The sequence below is a fragment of the Pseudomonas sp. MDT2-39-1 genome (assembly GCF_054898085.1).
Genome location: NZ_CM142716.1, coordinates 4,647,990 through 4,664,955 on the forward strand (window position 1 = coordinate 4,647,990; position 16,966 = coordinate 4,664,955).

General features: G+C 58.9%; 13 protein-coding genes, 2 tRNA genes and 1 pseudogene. 4 read left to right on the forward strand and 12 right to left on the reverse strand.

Going from position 1 to position 16,966, the window contains the following annotated elements; translation table 11 throughout:
* Positions 1-114: 114 nt before the first annotated feature.
* The 7 genes from tsaA to rimO all read right to left on the reverse strand — a co-directional run bounded on the left by tsaA (position 115) and on the right by rimO (position 6,891).
* The gene (gene tsaA, locus ACYZTM_RS21685) at positions 115-813 is read right to left on the reverse strand and encodes a tRNA (N6-threonylcarbamoyladenosine(37)-N6)-methyltransferase TrmO (protein WP_131059340.1); all 699 of its coding nucleotides are present in this window, start codon (positions 811-813) and stop codon (positions 115-117) included.
* Between the two features lie 99 nt (positions 814-912).
* Positions 913-2,181: an IS110 family RNA-guided transposase gene (locus ACYZTM_RS21690; RefSeq protein ID WP_461983557.1), complete on the reverse strand. Its 1,269-nt coding sequence runs from the start codon at positions 2,179-2,181 to the stop codon at positions 913-915.
* 309 nt (positions 2,182-2,490) lie between these two features.
* Complete coding sequence (locus tag ACYZTM_RS21695) at positions 2,491-3,309, reverse strand: SDR family oxidoreductase (protein ID WP_461984579.1); 819 nt, start codon at positions 3,307-3,309, stop codon at positions 2,491-2,493.
* A gap of 212 nt (positions 3,310-3,521) precedes the next feature.
* Positions 3,522-3,992, reverse strand: a complete 471-nt coding sequence (locus ACYZTM_RS21700) for a YehS family protein (RefSeq protein WP_131059211.1) — start codon at positions 3,990-3,992, stop codon at positions 3,522-3,524.
* Positions 3,993-4,067: 75 nt separating this feature from the next.
* Positions 4,068-4,778 (reverse strand): rRNA pseudouridine synthase, encoded by a 711-nt coding sequence (locus tag ACYZTM_RS21705; protein WP_461984581.1) that lies wholly within the window; start codon positions 4,776-4,778, stop codon positions 4,068-4,070.
* Between the two features lie 189 nt (positions 4,779-4,967).
* On the reverse strand, positions 4,968-5,441 hold the full coding sequence (locus ACYZTM_RS21710; RefSeq protein ID WP_131059213.1) for a GNAT family N-acetyltransferase: 474 nt from the start codon (positions 5,439-5,441) through the stop codon (positions 4,968-4,970).
* 112 nt (positions 5,442-5,553) lie between these two features.
* Entirely contained in the window at positions 5,554-6,891 is a 1,338-nt protein-coding gene (gene rimO / locus ACYZTM_RS21715; protein ID WP_131059214.1) for a 30S ribosomal protein S12 methylthiotransferase RimO, read from the reverse strand.
* Between the two features lie 289 nt (positions 6,892-7,180).
* Between rimO and ACYZTM_RS21720 the strand changes: the two genes are divergently transcribed.
* On the forward strand, positions 7,181-9,082 hold the full coding sequence (locus tag ACYZTM_RS21720; protein ID WP_131059215.1) for a potassium transporter Kup: 1,902 nt from the start codon (positions 7,181-7,183) through the stop codon (positions 9,080-9,082).
* Positions 9,083-9,270: 188 nt separating this feature from the next.
* Here ACYZTM_RS21720 and ACYZTM_RS21725 read toward each other — a convergent pair whose 3' ends face one another.
* Positions 9,271-9,597 carry a DUF3077 domain-containing protein gene (locus ACYZTM_RS21725; RefSeq protein ID WP_461984583.1) on the reverse strand — a complete coding sequence of 109 codons (327 nt, stop codon included), beginning with the start codon at positions 9,595-9,597 and terminating at the stop codon, positions 9,271-9,273.
* Between the two features lie 518 nt (positions 9,598-10,115).
* Between ACYZTM_RS21725 and ACYZTM_RS21730 the strand changes: the two genes are divergently transcribed.
* Both ACYZTM_RS21730 and ACYZTM_RS21735 read left to right on the forward strand, forming a co-directional pair.
* Complete coding sequence (locus ACYZTM_RS21730; RefSeq protein WP_131059217.1) at positions 10,116-10,406, forward strand: type II toxin-antitoxin system Phd/YefM family antitoxin; 291 nt, start codon at positions 10,116-10,118, stop codon at positions 10,404-10,406.
* A gap of 11 nt (positions 10,407-10,417) precedes the next feature.
* Positions 10,418-10,706, forward strand: a pseudogene (locus tag ACYZTM_RS21735) (type II toxin-antitoxin system RelE family toxin).
* A gap of 264 nt (positions 10,707-10,970) precedes the next feature.
* Here the strand turns inward: ACYZTM_RS21735 and ACYZTM_RS21740 are convergent.
* The 4 genes from ACYZTM_RS21740 to ACYZTM_RS21755 form a co-directional block, all read right to left on the reverse strand.
* Positions 10,971-12,266 carry a virulence factor family protein gene (locus ACYZTM_RS21740; RefSeq protein WP_131059218.1) on the reverse strand — a complete coding sequence of 432 codons (1,296 nt, stop codon included), beginning with the start codon at positions 12,264-12,266 and terminating at the stop codon, positions 10,971-10,973.
* Complete coding sequence (gene mprF, locus ACYZTM_RS21745) at positions 12,266-14,908, reverse strand: bifunctional lysylphosphatidylglycerol flippase/synthetase MprF (protein WP_131059219.1); 2,643 nt, start codon at positions 14,906-14,908, stop codon at positions 12,266-12,268. Before mprF ends, ACYZTM_RS21740 begins: the two co-directional genes overlap by 1 nt.
* Positions 14,909-15,188: 280 nt before the next feature.
* Positions 15,189-15,265, reverse strand: a tRNA-Met gene (locus ACYZTM_RS21750).
* 207 nt (positions 15,266-15,472) lie between these two features.
* Positions 15,473-15,549, reverse strand: a tRNA-Met gene (locus tag ACYZTM_RS21755).
* A gap of 301 nt (positions 15,550-15,850) precedes the next feature.
* On the opposite strand from ACYZTM_RS21755, the gene dinB reads away from it, so the two are divergent.
* Entirely contained in the window at positions 15,851-16,912 is a 1,062-nt protein-coding gene (dinB, locus tag ACYZTM_RS21760) for a DNA polymerase IV (RefSeq protein WP_461989182.1), read from the forward strand.
* Positions 16,913-16,966: the final 54 nt, after the last annotated feature.

A 16,966-nucleotide genomic window follows, 5' to 3' on the forward strand; every position in this document is an offset into this window, starting at 1 on the left:
TGTGGGAGCGAGCAAGTCGGATCGCCGCACCGCCGCTCCCACAGTGGTTTTGAGTTGGTCATGAAAAGCCCGCGTTGCCTGAGAAGGCAGCGCGGGCTTTTTCGTTTCTGGGGGTCAGACTTTTGCGGGAATGACTTCAAGCACGAGGATCACGCCCGCCTCGGGGTAATGCCAGCGCACATCCAGATCCCAGAACTGCGCACCATATTCCCGCTCAGGCGTAGGAATCTGGTACGCCGGACGTGGATCTTGCGCCAGGCATTGCTCGATCAGTTCGACCAAGGGCTCTTCAAGACGCTGAGCGTGCTCGTGAGCCTGTAACAGTGCTGAATCCGTCCACTGCACGGGAATCAACAGTGGCGCGGCGCTGGCAATGCTATTGGAGGCCGTGTCAATGATGTCCGCGTAAGGCACGTAGGGTTTGATGTCGAGAATCGGCGTGCCGTCGAGCAGGTCGATTCCCGATATCCACAGGCGATTGGCTTCAACCTTGTCCAGCTTCACCACGGATTGACCGATGCCATTGGGCCGATGCGTCGCGCGGGTGGCGAACACACCCATGGATTTGTTACCGCCCAGGCGAGGAGGGCGGACTTTCAGGCGTGGCTTTTCTTCCAAGGCCTGATGAAACAGGAACAGCAACCAGACGTGGCTCACCTGTTCCAGCCCTTGCACCGCATCGCCCTGATCGAACGGCGCCACCAGTTCCAGCACGCCGCGAGCGGCCGGGGCCAGTTGCGGCTGGCGCGGGATGGCGAACTTCTCCTTGAAGCAGGAGCGCACGAAGCCGATGGGGGAAACGTTGTAGGTCATGGTTTGGGTCGAGGCGGGAATTTGGGCGGGCATGATAACCCGATCAACCCTGGAATCGGTGGTGACCGGTAGGGCCCCTTCACGCCCTGAGCCTTTCCGTCAACGCGGTTTTGCTGTGTCCAGCTCGCTGGTCAACGGTGAGCCGTGCCGGAGCAAGGCCTGTAAATAAACCTTTTCGTCGTACACGGTACTGGTCTTCCAGCACCGATAAACGATCCGGATCCACTTGAACGCCAAGGCCCTGAGGGCCGCTTGGTAAGAGCTGCCTTTGGCCCTTTGCTGGCGATAATACGCCTCTGCCCACACCGATTGATTGATGCTGTGGGCAGCCCACTCAACAAAGGTCTGGCGCAAAAAAGTTGCGCATTGATAGCGCCAGTGGACGACTTTTTTCTTGCCACTGCGTTCGGTGACCGGGGCAATTCCGGCATATCGCTGCACCGCACTGGCATCCTTGAAGCGATCACGCTGCTCACCAAAGGCGACCATCAACCGTGGGGCAAGCTGCTGTCCCGCGCCGGGCAAGGCCTTGAAGAGTCGGTAGTCGGCCAGGGTGTTGGCAGTTTTTTCGATCTCCCGATCAAAGTCTTTGATCGCCGTGACAACCCCTTTCAGTTGCGAGACCAGGGCCACCACATACAGCGCTGAAGGACTGACCACGCCTGGATCTTCAGTCAACGGCATGGCTTTGGCGATCAACGCCAAACGCTGCTGATTGAGCTCAGCATGGCGAACATTGTGCGCGTGAAGGAACTTCAAAACGCTGGCCGGCCGAGCGTGCTTAAGCACTTCAAAGGTCGACCAGCGCGCCAAAAAATCACAGAAAACCAGCGTGTCATGGTCATGAAACAGCTCAAGAGCCAACGGATAATACTGTTTGAGCATGCAGACCAGACGGTTGCTGAGCTTGACCCGGTCATCGACCAGCCCGCGCCGATGTTCGGTCAGGCTGGCGAGCGAACGCATGGCGGAGCTTTGCTGGACCAGTTGAGGAAACCGTTCGGGGTGATTCAGCAACAGCTCAAGCGCCCATTGAGCATCCGTTGGATCATCCTTGGCGCCACTGGGGACGAAGGTTTTACGGTGCCGGGCCAAGGTGCTCGGATTGATCGGAAAGATACAAAAAAACTCATATTTTTGCAGAGCCGCTATCAGTGGGCCTTTGTTCAACTCCACGGCGATCGCGATAGGGCCACCGTAACGTTGATGCAGCGACTTGGCCCAGCGATCAATCGACTCGGGCTTGTGGTCGATGACCTCGAAACTGCGCTGAGCCTCTCCAGCTATCTGCAAACAGATGTCGTGCTTGGCGTCTGCCCAATCAATTCCGATATAAGCAGTGAAACTCTGAGACAGGAGCGTTTGCATGGAACACCTCAACAGGCGCTAAAGTACATGCAGGGACATGCATGCTTGCGTCCAGCGAAGGCGATATAGAGAGCCGTGTCGGGCTTTCCCTGAGAATTCGTTAGAGGGCGCAAGCGCACCTGTGGACTCGAAGGTGAAGGCGTAATCATCGAGTGCTGCGCGAGCATATTCGTAGCCCACAGGTGCATGTTCCTTCCTCGCCGACAACTGACTTCCAGCGATATCAGTATGGAAGAGAAAGGAACGGACTACCTATATCGCGAGCAAGCCCGCTCCCACAGGGTTCTCGAGCGAACACACAATGTGTGTTCAGCACAAAACCTGTGGGAGCGGGCTTGCTCGCGAAGGACGCACCGCCAATCTAGAGACCCCACCATCCAACGGAATAATATTCCCGGTCATGTAAGCCCCGGCCGTACTCGCCAGACTGATCGCCAACGCCGCCATCTCTTCCTCTCGCCCCCAGCGTTTCATCGGAATCAACGCCGTATCCTCGGCCAGCGCCTGCTCATCATTACCAATGTGCTGCGTCATCTTGCTCGGGAAACGCCCCGGCGCGATCACGTTGACGTTGATGTGCTGGCTCACCAGCTCCCGCGCGAGAATCCGCGACAGTTGATGCAGGGCCGCCTTGCTCGGCCCGTAGGCGTAAGCCTGTTCGCCAAAGGAAGAAATCCCCGCCACCGAACCGATGTTGATGATCCGCGCAGGATTGGCTTCCGAACTGGCCTTGCGCAGCAATGGCAAAAACTGCTGGATGCAGTTGAACACCGAGGTCACGTTAAGCTGCATGACCTTCTCCCAGCCCTTGACCGGGTAGCTTTCCAGTGGAGCGCCCCACGTGGTGCCGGCGTTGTTCACCAGAATGTCCAGGTGACTGATTTGCTCACCCAGCCGCAGGGCCAGATGCTGCACGCCTTCTTCAGTGGCCAGATTGGCAGCGATGGCGTGGCAACGACCCAACGCACTCAGTTCATCCGCCGTCTGCTGACACGCTTCGGCATCCCGGGCGCAGACGTACACGGTGGCGCCAGCTTCGACATAAGCCTTGGCGATCATTTTGCCGATACCACGGGTGCCACCGGTCACCAGAGCGGTGCGGCCTTGCAGGGAAAAGTACGGGTGCATGGCGAATCCTGAGAGCTGAGGGTCAATACACCCTAGTCGTCAGCCGCCAGAAGCGGAGCCACTATTTTTGCGAGGAATGAAGGTCTATACAGCCTTGAGCGGCCACCACTTCTTAGGGACAGCGCTTGCTGCGATGGCGTTTTGAAGATCGCCTTCGCCAGCAAGCTGTGCGCCTACAGGGGACGGTGGCCGCTCGAGGTTTCGTGGGCGATTTACTGCGGGCGAACGCGCAGGGTCAGGCCCTTGAGGAAGTTGCGCAGCAACTGGTCGCCGCACGAGCGGTAGTTGGTGTGGCCGAACTTGCGGAACAGGGCGCTCAGCTCAGGCTTGGACACCGGGAACTCGGACGCCTTGAGGATCGCGTGCATGTCGTCTTCTTTCAATTCGAAGGCCACACGCAGTTTCTTCAAGATGATGTTGTTGGTCACCGGCACTTCGATCGGTTGCGGCGCACGGCTTTCGTCCTTGCCGCGCTTGAAGGTCACCAGGCCATCGAGGAAATGCGCCATGACTTCGTCCGGGCAGCGTACGAAGCCTTCCTCGTCTTCCTCTTTCTTGTCGAGGTACGTCACCAGGTCTTCCAGGGCCACGTCCATGCCGCCGAGCTTGATGATCTCGATGACTTTCTTGTCGCTGATGTCGAGCATGTAGCGCACGCTGCGCAGTACGTCGTTATGAATCATGGTGTGCAATCCTGATATTCAGCAGTGGGCGCCGCATAAACAGCGGCGCCGAAATGTGTGGCGGCGTGAAAAGTCTTAGAACTTCTCTTTGCCGGACAGGTAACGCCATTGCCCCAACGGCACTTTGCCGATGGACACGCCGCCGATGCGGATGCGGCGGATGGCGACGACCTTCAGGCCAACGGCCTGGCAAAACAGGGCGATCACGCCCGGTTGCGGGTTCTTCATCGCAAAACGCAGGCGGTTCTCGTTCTGCCAGCTGGCCTTGACCGGCGGCAGTTCCTTACCTTTGTAGGTCAGGCCGTGGTTCAGGCGGTTGAGGCCGTGAGCCACCATGTCGCCTTCTACCTCGACGACATATTCTTGTTCGATCTTGGCGGAATCGGCGGTGAGCTTGCGCAGGATCTTCCAGTCCTGGGTGAACACCAGCAGGCCGCTGGCATTGGCCTGCAAGTCGGTGCTGGCGGTCAGGCGCAGGAAGTGGCCCTTGAGCGGACGTTTGCTGAAGCGGTGTTCTTCGCTCAGGGTCTCGGCGCTGATGGTCGCCATCGCCGTTTCTGCGTCCATGCCCATGGGCACGTTGAGCAGGAGGGTCACCGGCTCCGGTGCAGTGGCCTTGGCTTCTGGATCAAGCTCGACTTTTTGCGTGTCGACCTTGAATTGCGGCTCGTCGATGACTTCGCCGTCCACGGTGACCCAGCCGCCCTCGATGAACAGCTCAGCCTCCCGACGGGAACAGCCGACGAGTTCGATGAGGCGTTTGGAGAGACGAATCGGGTCAGTCATGACAGGGCCGTAACAAAAAAGGGGTGGGCATTGTACCTGCGTGGCGCCGGTTAATCCCGGCTCCATTTGCCGCATGTGCTTTTAATGTGGGAGCGGGCTTGCTCGCGAAAGCGGTGGGTCAGCCAATTATCTGTTGAATGACACACGCATTCGCGAGCAAGCCCGCTCCCACACTTGTTCTATGTTGAGTCAGCCATTGCGCGTCAGTTGAAGCGCCTGGCGCAAGCGCATGTGCAACAGCGGATAAGGCTGGCCCATGCCATCGACTTCCGAACGGCCAATCACCTCGAACCCCTGCTTGAAGTAAAAACCCAACGCTTGCGGGTTCTGCTCGTTGACGTCCAGCTCGTCGGCGTTCAAATGCTCCATGGCATAACGCAGCAACTGTTTGCCCAGGCCCTGGCCGCGGTGGGCCGGGTCAATGAAGAGCATTTCGATCTTGCCCGCCGCCACCCCGGCAAACCCGGTGATGCGCTGGCGCGAGTCCCTGGTGCAGATCAGCATCACCGCGTCGAGGTAGCGGGTCAGCACCAGGTTCTTCAGCAATTCAATGTAGCTGTCCGGCAGAAAGTCATGGGTGGCGCGCACCGAGGCTTCCCAGACTTGAGTGAGTTCTACGTAGTCGCTCTGTTTCGGCGTGTGGATAACCGAATGTTGGCGCATGGCCGAATGCCCCTTTTCCTGTGAGTGTCGAGAATCCTTTCCTCACAAAACGATAGTCGTAAAAAAGCCCCGCATCTCGTCAAGAGAGCAGGGCTTTTCGTATTTTTTGCGTTTAGATCTGTTCAGCCCACAGGTCGTATTCGTCGGCGTCGGTCACTTTGCACCAGACCTTGTCGCCCGGCTTCAGGTTGCTGCCGTTGTCGATGAACACATTGCCGTCGATTTCCGGGGCATCGAAGAAACAGCGGCCAACCGCGCCTTGTTCGTCGACTTCATCGACCAGCACTTCGATTTCACGGCCGACGCGCATTTGCAGACGGGCCGAGCTGATGGCTTGTTGATGCGCCATGAAGCGGTCCCAACGGTCCTGTTTGACGTCGTCCGGAACGACTTCCAGGTCCATATCGTTGGCCGGAGCGCCATCCACCGGCGAGTACTGGAAGCAGCCGACGCGGTCGAGCTGGGCTTCGGTCAGCCAGTTCAGCAGGTACTGGAAGTCTTCTTCGGTTTCGCCGGGGAAGCCGACGATGAAGGTCGAACGGATGATCAGATCCGGGCAGATTTCGCGCCAGTTCTTGATCCGCGCCAGGGTCTTGTCTTCGAAGGCCGGGCGTTTCATGGACTTCAGGACTTTCGGGCTGGCGTGCTGGAACGGGATGTCCAGGTACGGCAGGATTTTCCCGGCGGCCATCAGCGGGATCAGCTCGTCGACGTGTGGGTACGGATAAACATAGTGCAGACGCACCCAGACGCCGAGGGTGCTCAGGGCTTCGCAGAGTTCGGTCATGCGGGTTTTCACCGGCGCGCCGTTCCAGAAACCGGTGCGGTATTTCACGTCGACGCCGTAGGCGCTGGTGTCTTGCGAGATCACCAACAGCTCTTTGACGCCGGCCTTGACCAGGCGCTGGGCTTCGTCGAGCACATCACCGACCGGACGGCTGACCAGTTTGCCGCGCATCGACGGGATGATGCAGAAGCTGCAGCTGTGGTTGCAGCCTTCGGAAATCTTCAGGTACGCGTAGTGGCGCGGGGTCAGCTTGATGCCTTGCGGTGGCACCAGGTCGATCAGCGGGTTGTGATCCTGACGCGGCGGCACGGCGTCGTGCACGGCATTGACCACCTGCTCGTACTGCTGCGGACCGGTCACGGCCAGCACGCTCGGGTGAATCTTGCGAATGTTGCCTTCTTCGACGCCCATGCAGCCGGTCACGATGACCTTGCCGTTTTCCTTGATGGCTTCGCCAATCACTTCCAAAGATTCAGCCTTGGCCGAATCGATGAAACCGCAGGTGTTGACCACCACGACGTCGGCGTCCTGATAGGTGGACACAACGTCATAACCTTCCATGCGCAGCTGGGTAAGGATGCGCTCGGAATCGACCAGTGCTTTGGGGCAACCCAGGGATACGAAGCCAACCTTTGGATTGGCCGGCGCAGGAGTGGTGGACATGTCTAACCTCGGTATTTGAGACGCCTCCAGCCGAAGACGGCAAGGCGACTGACGGGCGCTATGTTGCGCCTCTGGTCAAAAAGTGCGCAATTCTAGCGATGAGAGGCGCAGTTGACCAGCTTTATGCAGGGAAATACGACGAGTGCTGCGCTATGCTTCGTCCCGTTAGGCTTTACCGATTCTTTACAGTCAACAAAACGTCTGTAACGTCATGTAAAACAGCGCATGCTGCGTTTAAAAGCATAGTGCTTCTTTCAAAGAAGTCCGGTCTGGGTAGTAGGAGTGGTGGATGGGTCAGGCAAGTAGTCAGGCGGCGGGAGCCGAGCATTCGGCGGCGAAGCCGATCGGCATGCTGGTCGCGGCGGTCGGGGTGGTTTATGGCGATATCGGCACGAGCCCGCTGTACACCCTCAAAGAAGTGTTTTCCGGTCACTATGGTGTACCGGTCGACCATGACGGCGTGTTCGGGATTCTGGCGCTGATTTTCTGGTCGCTGATATGGGTTGTCTCAATCAAATATGTGCTGTTCGTGCTGCGTGCCGACAACCAGGGCGAAGGCGGGATCATGGCCTTGACCGCCCTGGCTCGGCGGGCTGCGGCCGGGCATCCGAAGCTGCGCATTTTTCTAGTGGTCTGCGGGCTGATCGGTGCGGCGCTATTTTACGGCGATAGCATGATCACGCCGGCTATCTCTGTGCTCTCGGCGATTGAAGGCCTTGGACTGGCTTTCGAGGGTATAGACCATTGGGTGGTGCCGCTGTCGTTGGTTGTGCTGGTGGCGCTGTTCCTGATTCAGCGCCACGGCACTGCGCGGATCGGCATTCTGTTCGGCCCGATCATGGTCACCTGGTTTGTGGTGCTAGGTGCGCTCGGTGTCCACGGCATCCTGCAGCAACCGGAAGTGTTGCAAGCGATGAACCCGATTTGGGGCGTGCGCTTCTTCATCGTACACCCGGGCATGGGCGTAGCCATCCTCGGCGCGGTGGTGCTGGCACTGACCGGCGCCGAAGCGTTGTACGCCGACATGGGCCACTTCGGTCGCAAGCCGATTGCCCGCGCCTGGTTCATCCTCGTGCTGCCGGCGCTGGTGCTGAACTACTTCGGTCAGGGCGCCTTGCTGCTCGGTGATCCGGAAGCCGCTCGTAACCCGTTCTATCTGTTGGCGCCGAGCTGGGCGTTGATCCCGTTGGTCGGTTTGTCGACCCTGGCCACGGTGATTGCCTCGCAAGCGGTGATTTCCGGTGCGTTCTCCCTGACCCGTCAGGCGATCCAGCTCGGTTACATTCCGCGCATGCACATTCAGCACACCTCCAGTGCCGAACAAGGCCAGATCTACATCGGCGCGGTGAACTGGGCGCTGATGGTCGGTGTGATTCTGCTGGTGATCGGCTTCGAATCCTCCGGCGCCCTGGCCTCGGCTTACGGGGTGGCCGTGACCGGGACCATGCTGATGACCAGCATTCTGGTCTCGGCGGTGATATTGCTGCTGTGGAAATGGCCTCCGATCCTCGCGGTGCCGCTGTTGCTCGGTTTCCTGTTGGTGGACGGTCTGTACTTCGCGGCCAACGTGCCGAAAATCATTCAGGGCGGAGCGTTCCCGGTGATCGCCGGTATCGCGCTGTTTGTGCTGATGACCACCTGGAAGCGCGGCAAACAGCTGCTGGTGGAACGCATGGACGAGGGTGGGCTGCCGCTGCCGATTTTCATCAGCAGTATCGCCGTACAACCACCGCATCGCGTCCAGGGCACCGCTGTGTTCCTCACCGCTCGCCCGGACGCCGTGCCTCACGCGTTGTTGCACAATCTGCTGCATAACCAGGTGCTGCACGAGCAAGTGGTGCTGCTGACCGTGGTCTACGAAGACATCCCGCGGGTACCGCCGACACGGCGCTTCGAGGTTGAATCCCACGGCGAAGGGTTCTTCCGGGTGATCCTGCACTTTGGTTTCATCGACGAACCGGATGTGCCGCAAGCGCTGAAGCTGTGTCATCTCGATGACCTCGACTTCAGCCCGATGCGCACCACCTACTTCCTCAGCCGCGAGACGGTGATCGCCTCCAAACTCGAAGGCATGGCCCGCTGGCGCGAGGCGCTCTTCGCCTTCATGTTGAAGAATGCCAACGGCAATTTGCGCTTCTTCAATCTGCCGCTGAACCGGGTGATTGAGTTGGGTACACAGGTAGAGATGTAGCCCCATCAAAAAGCCCCCGTTGCCTTGCGGCAGCGGGGGCTTTTTTGTGTCCGGCCGCATTACTTGATAACAGTGAAGATCCAATGTGGGAGCGGGCTTGCTCGCGAAAGCGGTCTGACATTCAACATTGATGGCGACTGACAGGCCGCTTTCGCGAGCAAGCCCGCTCCCACAGGGGTTTTGCGGTGTTACTGGCTTTCGGGCAGATCTTCTTCAGATTCAGTTTTGGTCCGGGCAGGTCGTGGCGTCAGCACCTTCACCACATCATCAATTACCGCCTTACCCATCGCCGTCAGATAGTGAGCAGCCCAGGCGTGGCGGTCGGTGTCTTTTGCGTAGGCGGCATCCTCGGAAAATGATTTGGCGAGGAACAGCAGGTCGCAGGCTTGTGACAATGCTTGAACGATGGGGACACCGGCTCGGACGTTGAACAACGCCTGATCCGGGCAGTAGATGAGTGGGGTGAAGCCTATGGTTTTTAGTTCTGAAATTGCGGTCGTATCTATTTTGGACATTTCTATTCCCTAAGCTTGAGGAGCTGCCACGTTCGTTTCCAAGCGAATGGGTGGCAGCTGTGCGCAGGTTGGAAAACCGGGAGCCTAGGAAACCGGCACGTCCGAAGACGTCCCACGCACAACCGCCATGACACAGGATTGCAGCCGTAAAGGCCTGCGGTCATGTTGGGCACGTTGTTGCTATACGCTCGTCGGGTTTCCAAGCCCGATCACTGAATGGTCAGCGACGTCCGGAGAGTATCCCGTCGAAGAAAAACGCAACAAGGCGGCAAAGTGCCCAAACACGAGATTCGGAGTTTGCCTACAAGGTCTGCGGGCGTCATCCGATATTGCGACACCTTAAGTAAACGAAACTAAACACGGCGAGAGTGTTTACACGTTTCGGCTCACGTTTTCTCAGGATGAAAAACGTTGGATGATAAATACGCGCTTTTTGCAGCTTGCTGTATGTCTAATTCGACGCAATAATCTGCGTAGAACTGTGTGTTCAAATTTGCATGATGTGTAGAGAGGTGAGTATGACGGCATTACTGGAGCGTGCTGACCAAGCGATTTCGGTGACTGCGATGGTCAGGGGGTTTAGTGCGAGGCTAAAGGAGATTTCCAGCCGAGCCACCGAACGACTGGTCATTTTCAAAGACAACCAACCCGCAGCGGTCATTATCAATGTCGAGGCGTATCAGGAAATGCTCGACGAGCTTGAGGACCTTCGGGTTGAAGCTGCGGCTCGAGAGCGACTGATCGGTTTTGATCAGGCCAAGGCTGTCAGCCACGACGATATGCGGGCGCGGTACGCCAAGAAAGACTAAAGGAGCTGTGGATGGTTTGGGGCGTTATCTATCATCCGGAGGTCCAGAAGGATCTGGATCTGCTGGGAGCTGTGGCGGCAAACCGCATTCTTGATGTTATCGAAGAGCGGATTGTCAATGGTGAGCCGGACAAGAGCGGCAAGCCCCTAAGAGCCAGTCTTGCAGGTTGCAGACGGATCCGGACAGGCGACACGCCGGATTGTATATCGAGTCGACGGCAAGGCCATTCAGGTATTGATCGTCGCAGTCGGGGCCCGACGTGACGAAGAGGTTTATGACGCCGCAGAGCGTCGCCTATAAGTAGGAAGCCTCCGTTGCCGTGAAGGTAGTGGGGGCTTTTTTGTGCCCGGTGATTTTGAATCCACTGACCATCCCTGTGGGAGTGAGCCTGCTCGCGATAGCGGGCTGACATTCACCATCGGTGTATCTTGCAGACCGCTATCGCGAGCAGGCTCACTCCTACAAGGGATCTGATCTACCCAAGAGATTTGTGGTGTCTGTAGAAATGAAAAAAGCCCCCGCAACCAAAAGGCAGCGGGGGCTTTTTCGTGGGCAGGCCTCAGATCACTCCTGAGCCGTCTCACCCTTGGCCTGGCGCTTCTCGATGATGTCCACCAAACGCTTTGCCAGCGCCGGGTAGTTCTCGTCGAAGTGGTGGCCGCCAGGCAGTTTCATCGCCTCGCCAACCGCACTCTTGTCGGTGCAGCCGCTTTCGTCGACTTCTTCTTCGCCGTAGATGCACACCACTTTCTCCGGCGGCAGCTTGGCCATTTCCGGGCCGGTGGCGGCTTCTTTGCCGGCGTTGCCGAGCCAGCCTTCGACTTCGATTTCGAAGCTGCCGGTGCGGGCGAAGGCGAGCAGGATGATTGCGTCGACGCGTTGTTGTTCTGCCGGTTCCATGCGGTTGTAGATCGCCGGCAGGACGTCGGCGCCGAACGAGTAACCGGTCAGGATGAAGCGCTTGGTGCCCCATTTCTGCCGGTAGTGTTGCATCAGCTCGGCCAGGTCCAGGGCGCTTTGCTCCGGGCTCTTGTGCTGCCAGTAGTAGCGCAGGGTGTCGATGCCGACCACCGGGTAGCCGATCTTGGCCATCTCGCCCGCGACGTCGCGGTCCAGGTCGCGCCAGCCGCCGTCACCGGACAGGAACAGGGTCACGGTGTCTTTGGCCTGGCCGGCCGGGACTTCGACCACCGGAATCTGCAGGCCACCAGCGGCTTTATCGCCACCGACGAGGAGCTTGCGCAGTTCGTTGTTTAGCACTTGCGGCAGGTTGATGTCGTAGTCGCTGATGCTGGTTTCGGCGTTGGGTTGATCGCGCACGAAGCCGGCGCTGGTGTCGTCCGGGTTGTCGTTCCAGGCCACCAGCCAGTGACCGTGAGCGGCGCGTTTCGGCAGCAGATGGGTGCACCCGGGCTTTTCCAGGGCCAGATCGACGGAGACGGCCTGAGCCTTGTCGTCCTTCTGCTCGGACAACCAGCGCCACGCCAGCACGGCGCCGGGGCCGATGCCGCTGACCAGGGTCGCCGGGCCGTTGAGTTCCCTCAGGCCCGATTGCAGGGCGCGACTTTGCAGCAGGCAGTCTTTAGGCAGGATCACCTGAACAATCTGCGCCGAGCCGGTGCGGCTCAGGGTCATCAATTGTTTGTCGCTGAGTTTCTGGTCTTCATTGACCGCCACCAGCACCTGGGCGCGCGGCGTGTTGCCGGGGATGACGCGCGTCATCGCCGCGCCATCGGCCGGTATCAGCTGTTGGAGGGTCGGTTCGGGTGCCGGGCGTTTCAGGTACCAGTAACCGCCACCGACAATCAGGGCCAGCACGACCAGCGTGCCCAGTACGTACCGCAAGGAGCGTTGAATCATCAGCGTTTCACCAATCCAGTCAAGCCGCCCGCAATCAGGGCAGCAGTATCGGCCAAGGCAACCAGCGGATCGAGTCCGGCGGGCACGGCCATATAACGGGGTTCCCAGTCAGGCTGGAATTTGTCTTTGAAGCGGCGCAAGCCTTGGAAGTTGTAGAGCTGCTCACCACGGCGGAACACCATCGAGCCCAGACGCTGGGTCAGCGGTGCGCCACGCCGGGGTTGCAACCCCGACAGCGGCACCATGCCCAGGCTGAAGCGCGCGTATCCATGATTTTTATAATGTTGGATCAGGCCGACCATCATGAACTCCATGGTCAGCTTGGGGGCGTCCGGGTGCGCGCGCATCAGGTCGAGGCTGGCCAGGTCATGGCCGTAAGTCTCGAGCAGGTTGGCGAACGCCACCGGGCGGCCTTCGAAACGAATTACCGCCACGCGAAAATGCTTGAGGTAGTCGTCGCTGAAGCGGCCGAGCGAGAAGCCTTTCTCACGCACGTTCTTGCCGGTCAGCCAGGCATCTGAAATCACCTTGAGCTCATCCATCGGCGCATGGCCCGGCTCAAAGATTTCCAGCGACAGGCCATCGCGGGTGCCGCGGTTCCAGGTGTAGCGCAGGTCTTTCATCTCTTTGCCCTTGGCTTCGAGATCAAAACGCTGCAGATCGACCCGGGCTTCTTCGCCGAGCTTGATCGCGGTCAGGCCGATGTCCATGTAGTACGGCAGGTTCTCGGCGCGCACTTGATAGAACACGGGGCGAGCGTGGTGGATGTCGCAGAGGTCGCGGAACTGCCAGATCATTTCCGCCCGTTGCTGGGTCGGGCCGATCGGGTCGTACAAGGCCACCAGGCTGCGGCCACGGCGGGCGTACATCAGGAACGCCTCATCGTTGGGGTGAAACAGCAGCGCCTTGTCACCGGTCAGGGCCAGGCCACCGTCCGGTTGGGCAGAGGCCATGAGAATCTTTACCGCGCGATCCAGCTCGTCAGGTGTCGGCAAGTGAATCACCGGACGCGCGGTGCGCAGCAGCCAGGTCAGGGACACCACGACCAGCAGCACTGCGGCACCGAGCAGCGAGCGCAAGCCACGCGGGGCATCGGCGTCGAGGGTGAACTGCCACCAGAGTTGATGGCTGTACGGGACGTCTTGATAGGCAAACAATAGCAACCAGATCGAGGCACCGAGCACGCACAGGCTGGACACCAGATACAGCGGCGAGAACGGCAATTCTGTGAGGCGGCTCGGGCGATAGAACGAGCGCCGGAAAACCCCCAACAGACTCGCCGTCAGGGTCATCAGGCAGGCTTCTTCCCAGTCAAAGCCCTTGAGCAGAGACAGCAGGGCGCCGACCAGCAATAGAATGGTGGTCAGCATCCACGCGGCGGACAGCCGACGACGCAGACCTTGAGCCAGCAGCAGGCACAGCACGCCAATCAGGCTGGCACCGAAGTGCGAAGCGTCGACCAGGCGATGGGGGATCAGAAAGCCGATGTGTTCCAGACGGGTGTCGATTTCCGGAGTCACGCCGGAGAACAGCAGCACCACGCCGGACAGGAACACCAGCACCGCCAGAATCGGCGCCGCCAGACCGGAAGCGGCCCGCAGGGACTGGCGCGACTGAAACAGACGCTGGCCTTCGTTGATCAGCAGGAACACACACGCCACCAACAGTGGCAGCACGACATAGATCAGGCGATAGAGCAGCAGCGCGGCGGCCAGTGGGGCAGCGCCAAGTGTGGCGGCGAAGGCGGCCAACAGGATGGCTTCAAATACGCCGACACCGCCGGGCACATGGCTGAGCACGCCAGCGGCCAGGGCCAGCAGGTACACCAGCAGGAATGCACCGAAGGGCGGCGCTTCCGGCAGCAACAAATAAAGCACGGTCGCGGCGGCGGCCACGTCCAGGGCGGTAATGATCAGTTGCAGGAAGGTCAGGCGGCGGCCGGGGAGGCGCAAAGTGCGGCGTCCGACCTTGACCAGCAAGTTGTCCTTGGAAGGCTGATCCGGAAGGCGACGGCGGTAGATGCCGATGGCCAATACGCTGAAGAGCAGCAATACGGCTGCGGCAACGCCACCCAGCAAACCTTCGGACAGTCCCAGGGCCGCCGAGGCGGCTGGCAGGTTGCTGAGGGTTGCCAGGGCGGCCAGCGGTGGCAAGGCGCAGCCGAGCGAGAGGCTGGCAAACAGCGTCATGTGAGCGACTTCCGAAGCCCCCAGACCATGACGTGCATATAAACGGTAGCGGACCGAGCCCCCCGAGAGCATCGAAAGACCGATGGCGTTGCCGATGGCAAACGCAGTGAAGCCGCCCAGTGCCAGGATGCGCGGCGCCAGTGTCACGCCCGCGTAGCGGCTGGCCGACCATTCGTACCCCAGCAGAATGATGAAGCCGACCACTGTCGCACCCAATGCGCCCAGCAATGCCGGTTTCGGTACTTCCAGGATCGAGTCATGCAAAGCGTACAGATCGAGTTCGCTCAGCAGATGACGACAGGCAATCAGCGCGATAGCGAACAACAGCAGAGTGACCGCCAGGCCGATGGGCTGACGGTACTTGCTGACCAGATCCAGCAAGCGTAGACGCTCGGCCTTGATCGGTTGTGTCGCTGTGACGGTGTCTTGTGGATCAGACGAGTTGGCGCGCATCAATCACCTCTTGGATTGTGCGCGACAGGATGGGGGTATCCAGCCAAGTTACCAATCCCTGTAGAAAAAAATAATCACAAAATTTAACGCCTCTCACCGGTTATCGGCGATGGCATGTCATTGCTCGTCGAGGGTTCTCTGTCTGCGATTCAACATAGTCTGAACTCACAGCCTTGGAGATCCCGAACGCGTCTCTACACAGTGACAGGTCATTGTTGCGAAAGGACTTTTTCAACAGATACAAAAAAGGCCACTCTTTCGAGTAGCCTTTTTTGATGTTTGGTTGCGGGAGCCGGATTTGAACCGACGACCTTCGGGTTATGAGCCCGACGAGCTACCAGACTGCTCCATCCCGCGTCTGTGTGGCGGCATTCTATAGAGATACGCCTGTGTGTCAACTGTTAATCTGGAACCGGGTCAAATAAGTGTAAATAAGCGGCGAGCGGTCGCAGGGCAGACTTAAGCTTCGGAATCAGAACGATTTCTCCCTCTGGTAAGTATAGATGAGCACAAAACAGACGCGCACAAAAAAGGCCACTCTTTCGAGTAGCCTTTTTTGATGTTTGGTTGCGGGAGCCGGATTTGAACCGACGACCTTCGGGTTATGAGCCCGACGAGCTACCAGACTGCTCCATCCCGCGTCTGTGTGTCGGCATTCTACAGAGGATCGCCGGGCTGTCAACCTTCAATCCGGATAAAACCTGTTCTGGTTCAATCGCTTAGCTTGAAAGTACGGCGGTGTAATGGGCTACGAGTCAGGCGTGGCAAGGCTTTCAGCTCTATTGAAGGTGGGCTTTCGATTGAGAAAATAAATTCATCCATGACTTTTCCTACGAGCGGGGAAGAAGATTCAGACTACTGGTGCTATATACAGGTGTCAGTGAGATACTGCCGATCCGGCACCCCATGACTCCATTTCTTCACCATGAACACCGCTTCTATATGACCCAGCGAAAAATCATCCACGTCGATTGTGACTGCTTCTACGCTGCCATCGAGATGCGTGACGACCCGCGTCTGGCAGGTAAACCCCTGGCAGTGGGTGGTTCGGCGGATCGGCGCGGGGTGATCGCCACCTGCAACTATGAGGCGCGGGCCTATGGCGTGCGCTCGGCGATGTCTTCCGGGCATGCCCTGAAACTGTGCCCGGACCTGACCATCGTCAAGCCGCGCATGGACGCCTATAGAGAAGCGTCGAAGGAAATTCACACGATCTTTCGCGATTACACCGACCTGATCGAGCCACTTTCCCTCGACGAGGCTTACCTCGACGTGTCCGACTGTGCGCATTTCGGTGGCAGCGCCACGCGCATCGCCCAAGACATTCGCCGCCGAGTCTCCAATCAGTTGCACATCACGGTTTCGGCCGGCGTAGCGCCGAACAAGTTTCTGGCCAAGATCGCCAGTGACTGGAAGAAGCCCAACGGCTTGTTTGTCATTACGCCGGATCAAGTAGAAGAATTTGTAAGCGGTTTGCCCGTGAGTAAGCTGCATGGCGTGGGAAAAGTCACCGCGGACAAACTGGGCAAACTCGGCATTGTCGATTGCTCGCATCTGCGTGAGTGGGACAAGTTGGCGCTGGTGCGTGAGTTCGGCAGTTTTGGCGAGCGACTTTGGAGCCTGGCCCGTGGGATTGATGAGCGTTTGGTGCACAACGACAGCCGTCGGCAGTCGATCAGTGTTGAAAACACCTACGACGTGGACCTGCCCGATCTGGTGAGCTGCCTGGATAAATTACCCGAGCTGCTGGAAACACTGGCGGGCCGCATGGCGCGGATCGACAGCAGCTACCGGCCCGGCAAGCCGTTCGTCAAAGTGAAATTCCATGACTTTACCCAGACGACACTGGAACAGGCCGGGGCAGGGCGGGATTTGGGGAGTTATCAGTTGTTGCTGACCCAGGCGTTCAATCGCGGCGGGAAACCGGTGCGGTTGTTGGGGATTGGGGTCAGGCTGGAGGATTTGCGCGGTGGGTTTGAGCAGATGGAGTTGTTTGAGCGGTAGATTTTTGGTGAATCCAAGGGCCTCTTCGCGGGAAAGCCTCGCTCCTACGGATTT

Coding starts and splice junctions, on each gene's coding strand:
- tsaA (WP_131059340.1), bottom strand. CDS start 813: ATGACCTACAACGTTTCCCCCATCGGCTTCGTGCGCTCCTGCTTCAAG.
- ACYZTM_RS21690 (WP_461983557.1), bottom strand. CDS start 2,181: ATGCAAACGCTCCTGTCTCAGAGTTTCACTGCTTATATCGGAATTGAT.
- ACYZTM_RS21695 (WP_461984579.1), bottom strand. CDS start 3,309: ATGCACCCGTACTTTTCCCTGCAAGGCCGCACCGCTCTGGTGACCGGT.
- ACYZTM_RS21700 (WP_131059211.1), bottom strand. CDS start 3,992: ATGATTCATAACGACGTACTGCGCAGCGTGCGCTACATGCTCGACATC.
- ACYZTM_RS21705 (WP_461984581.1), bottom strand. CDS start 4,778: ATGACTGACCCGATTCGTCTCTCCAAACGCCTCATCGAACTCGTCGGC.
- ACYZTM_RS21710 (WP_131059213.1), bottom strand. CDS start 5,441: ATGCGCCAACATTCGGTTATCCACACGCCGAAACAGAGCGACTACGTA.
- rimO (WP_131059214.1), bottom strand. CDS start 6,891: ATGTCCACCACTCCTGCGCCGGCCAATCCAAAGGTTGGCTTCGTATCC.
- ACYZTM_RS21720 (WP_131059215.1), top strand. CDS start 7,181: ATGGGTCAGGCAAGTAGTCAGGCGGCGGGAGCCGAGCATTCGGCGGCG.
- ACYZTM_RS21725 (WP_461984583.1), bottom strand. CDS start 9,597: ATGTCCAAAATAGATACGACCGCAATTTCAGAACTAAAAACCATAGGC.
- ACYZTM_RS21730 (WP_131059217.1), top strand. CDS start 10,116: ATGACGGCATTACTGGAGCGTGCTGACCAAGCGATTTCGGTGACTGCG.
- ACYZTM_RS21740 (WP_131059218.1), bottom strand. CDS start 12,266: ATGATTCAACGCTCCTTGCGGTACGTACTGGGCACGCTGGTCGTGCTG.
- mprF (WP_131059219.1), bottom strand. CDS start 14,908: ATGCGCGCCAACTCGTCTGATCCACAAGACACCGTCACAGCGACACAA.
- dinB (WP_461989182.1), top strand. CDS start 15,851: ATGACCCAGCGAAAAATCATCCACGTCGATTGTGACTGCTTCTACGCT.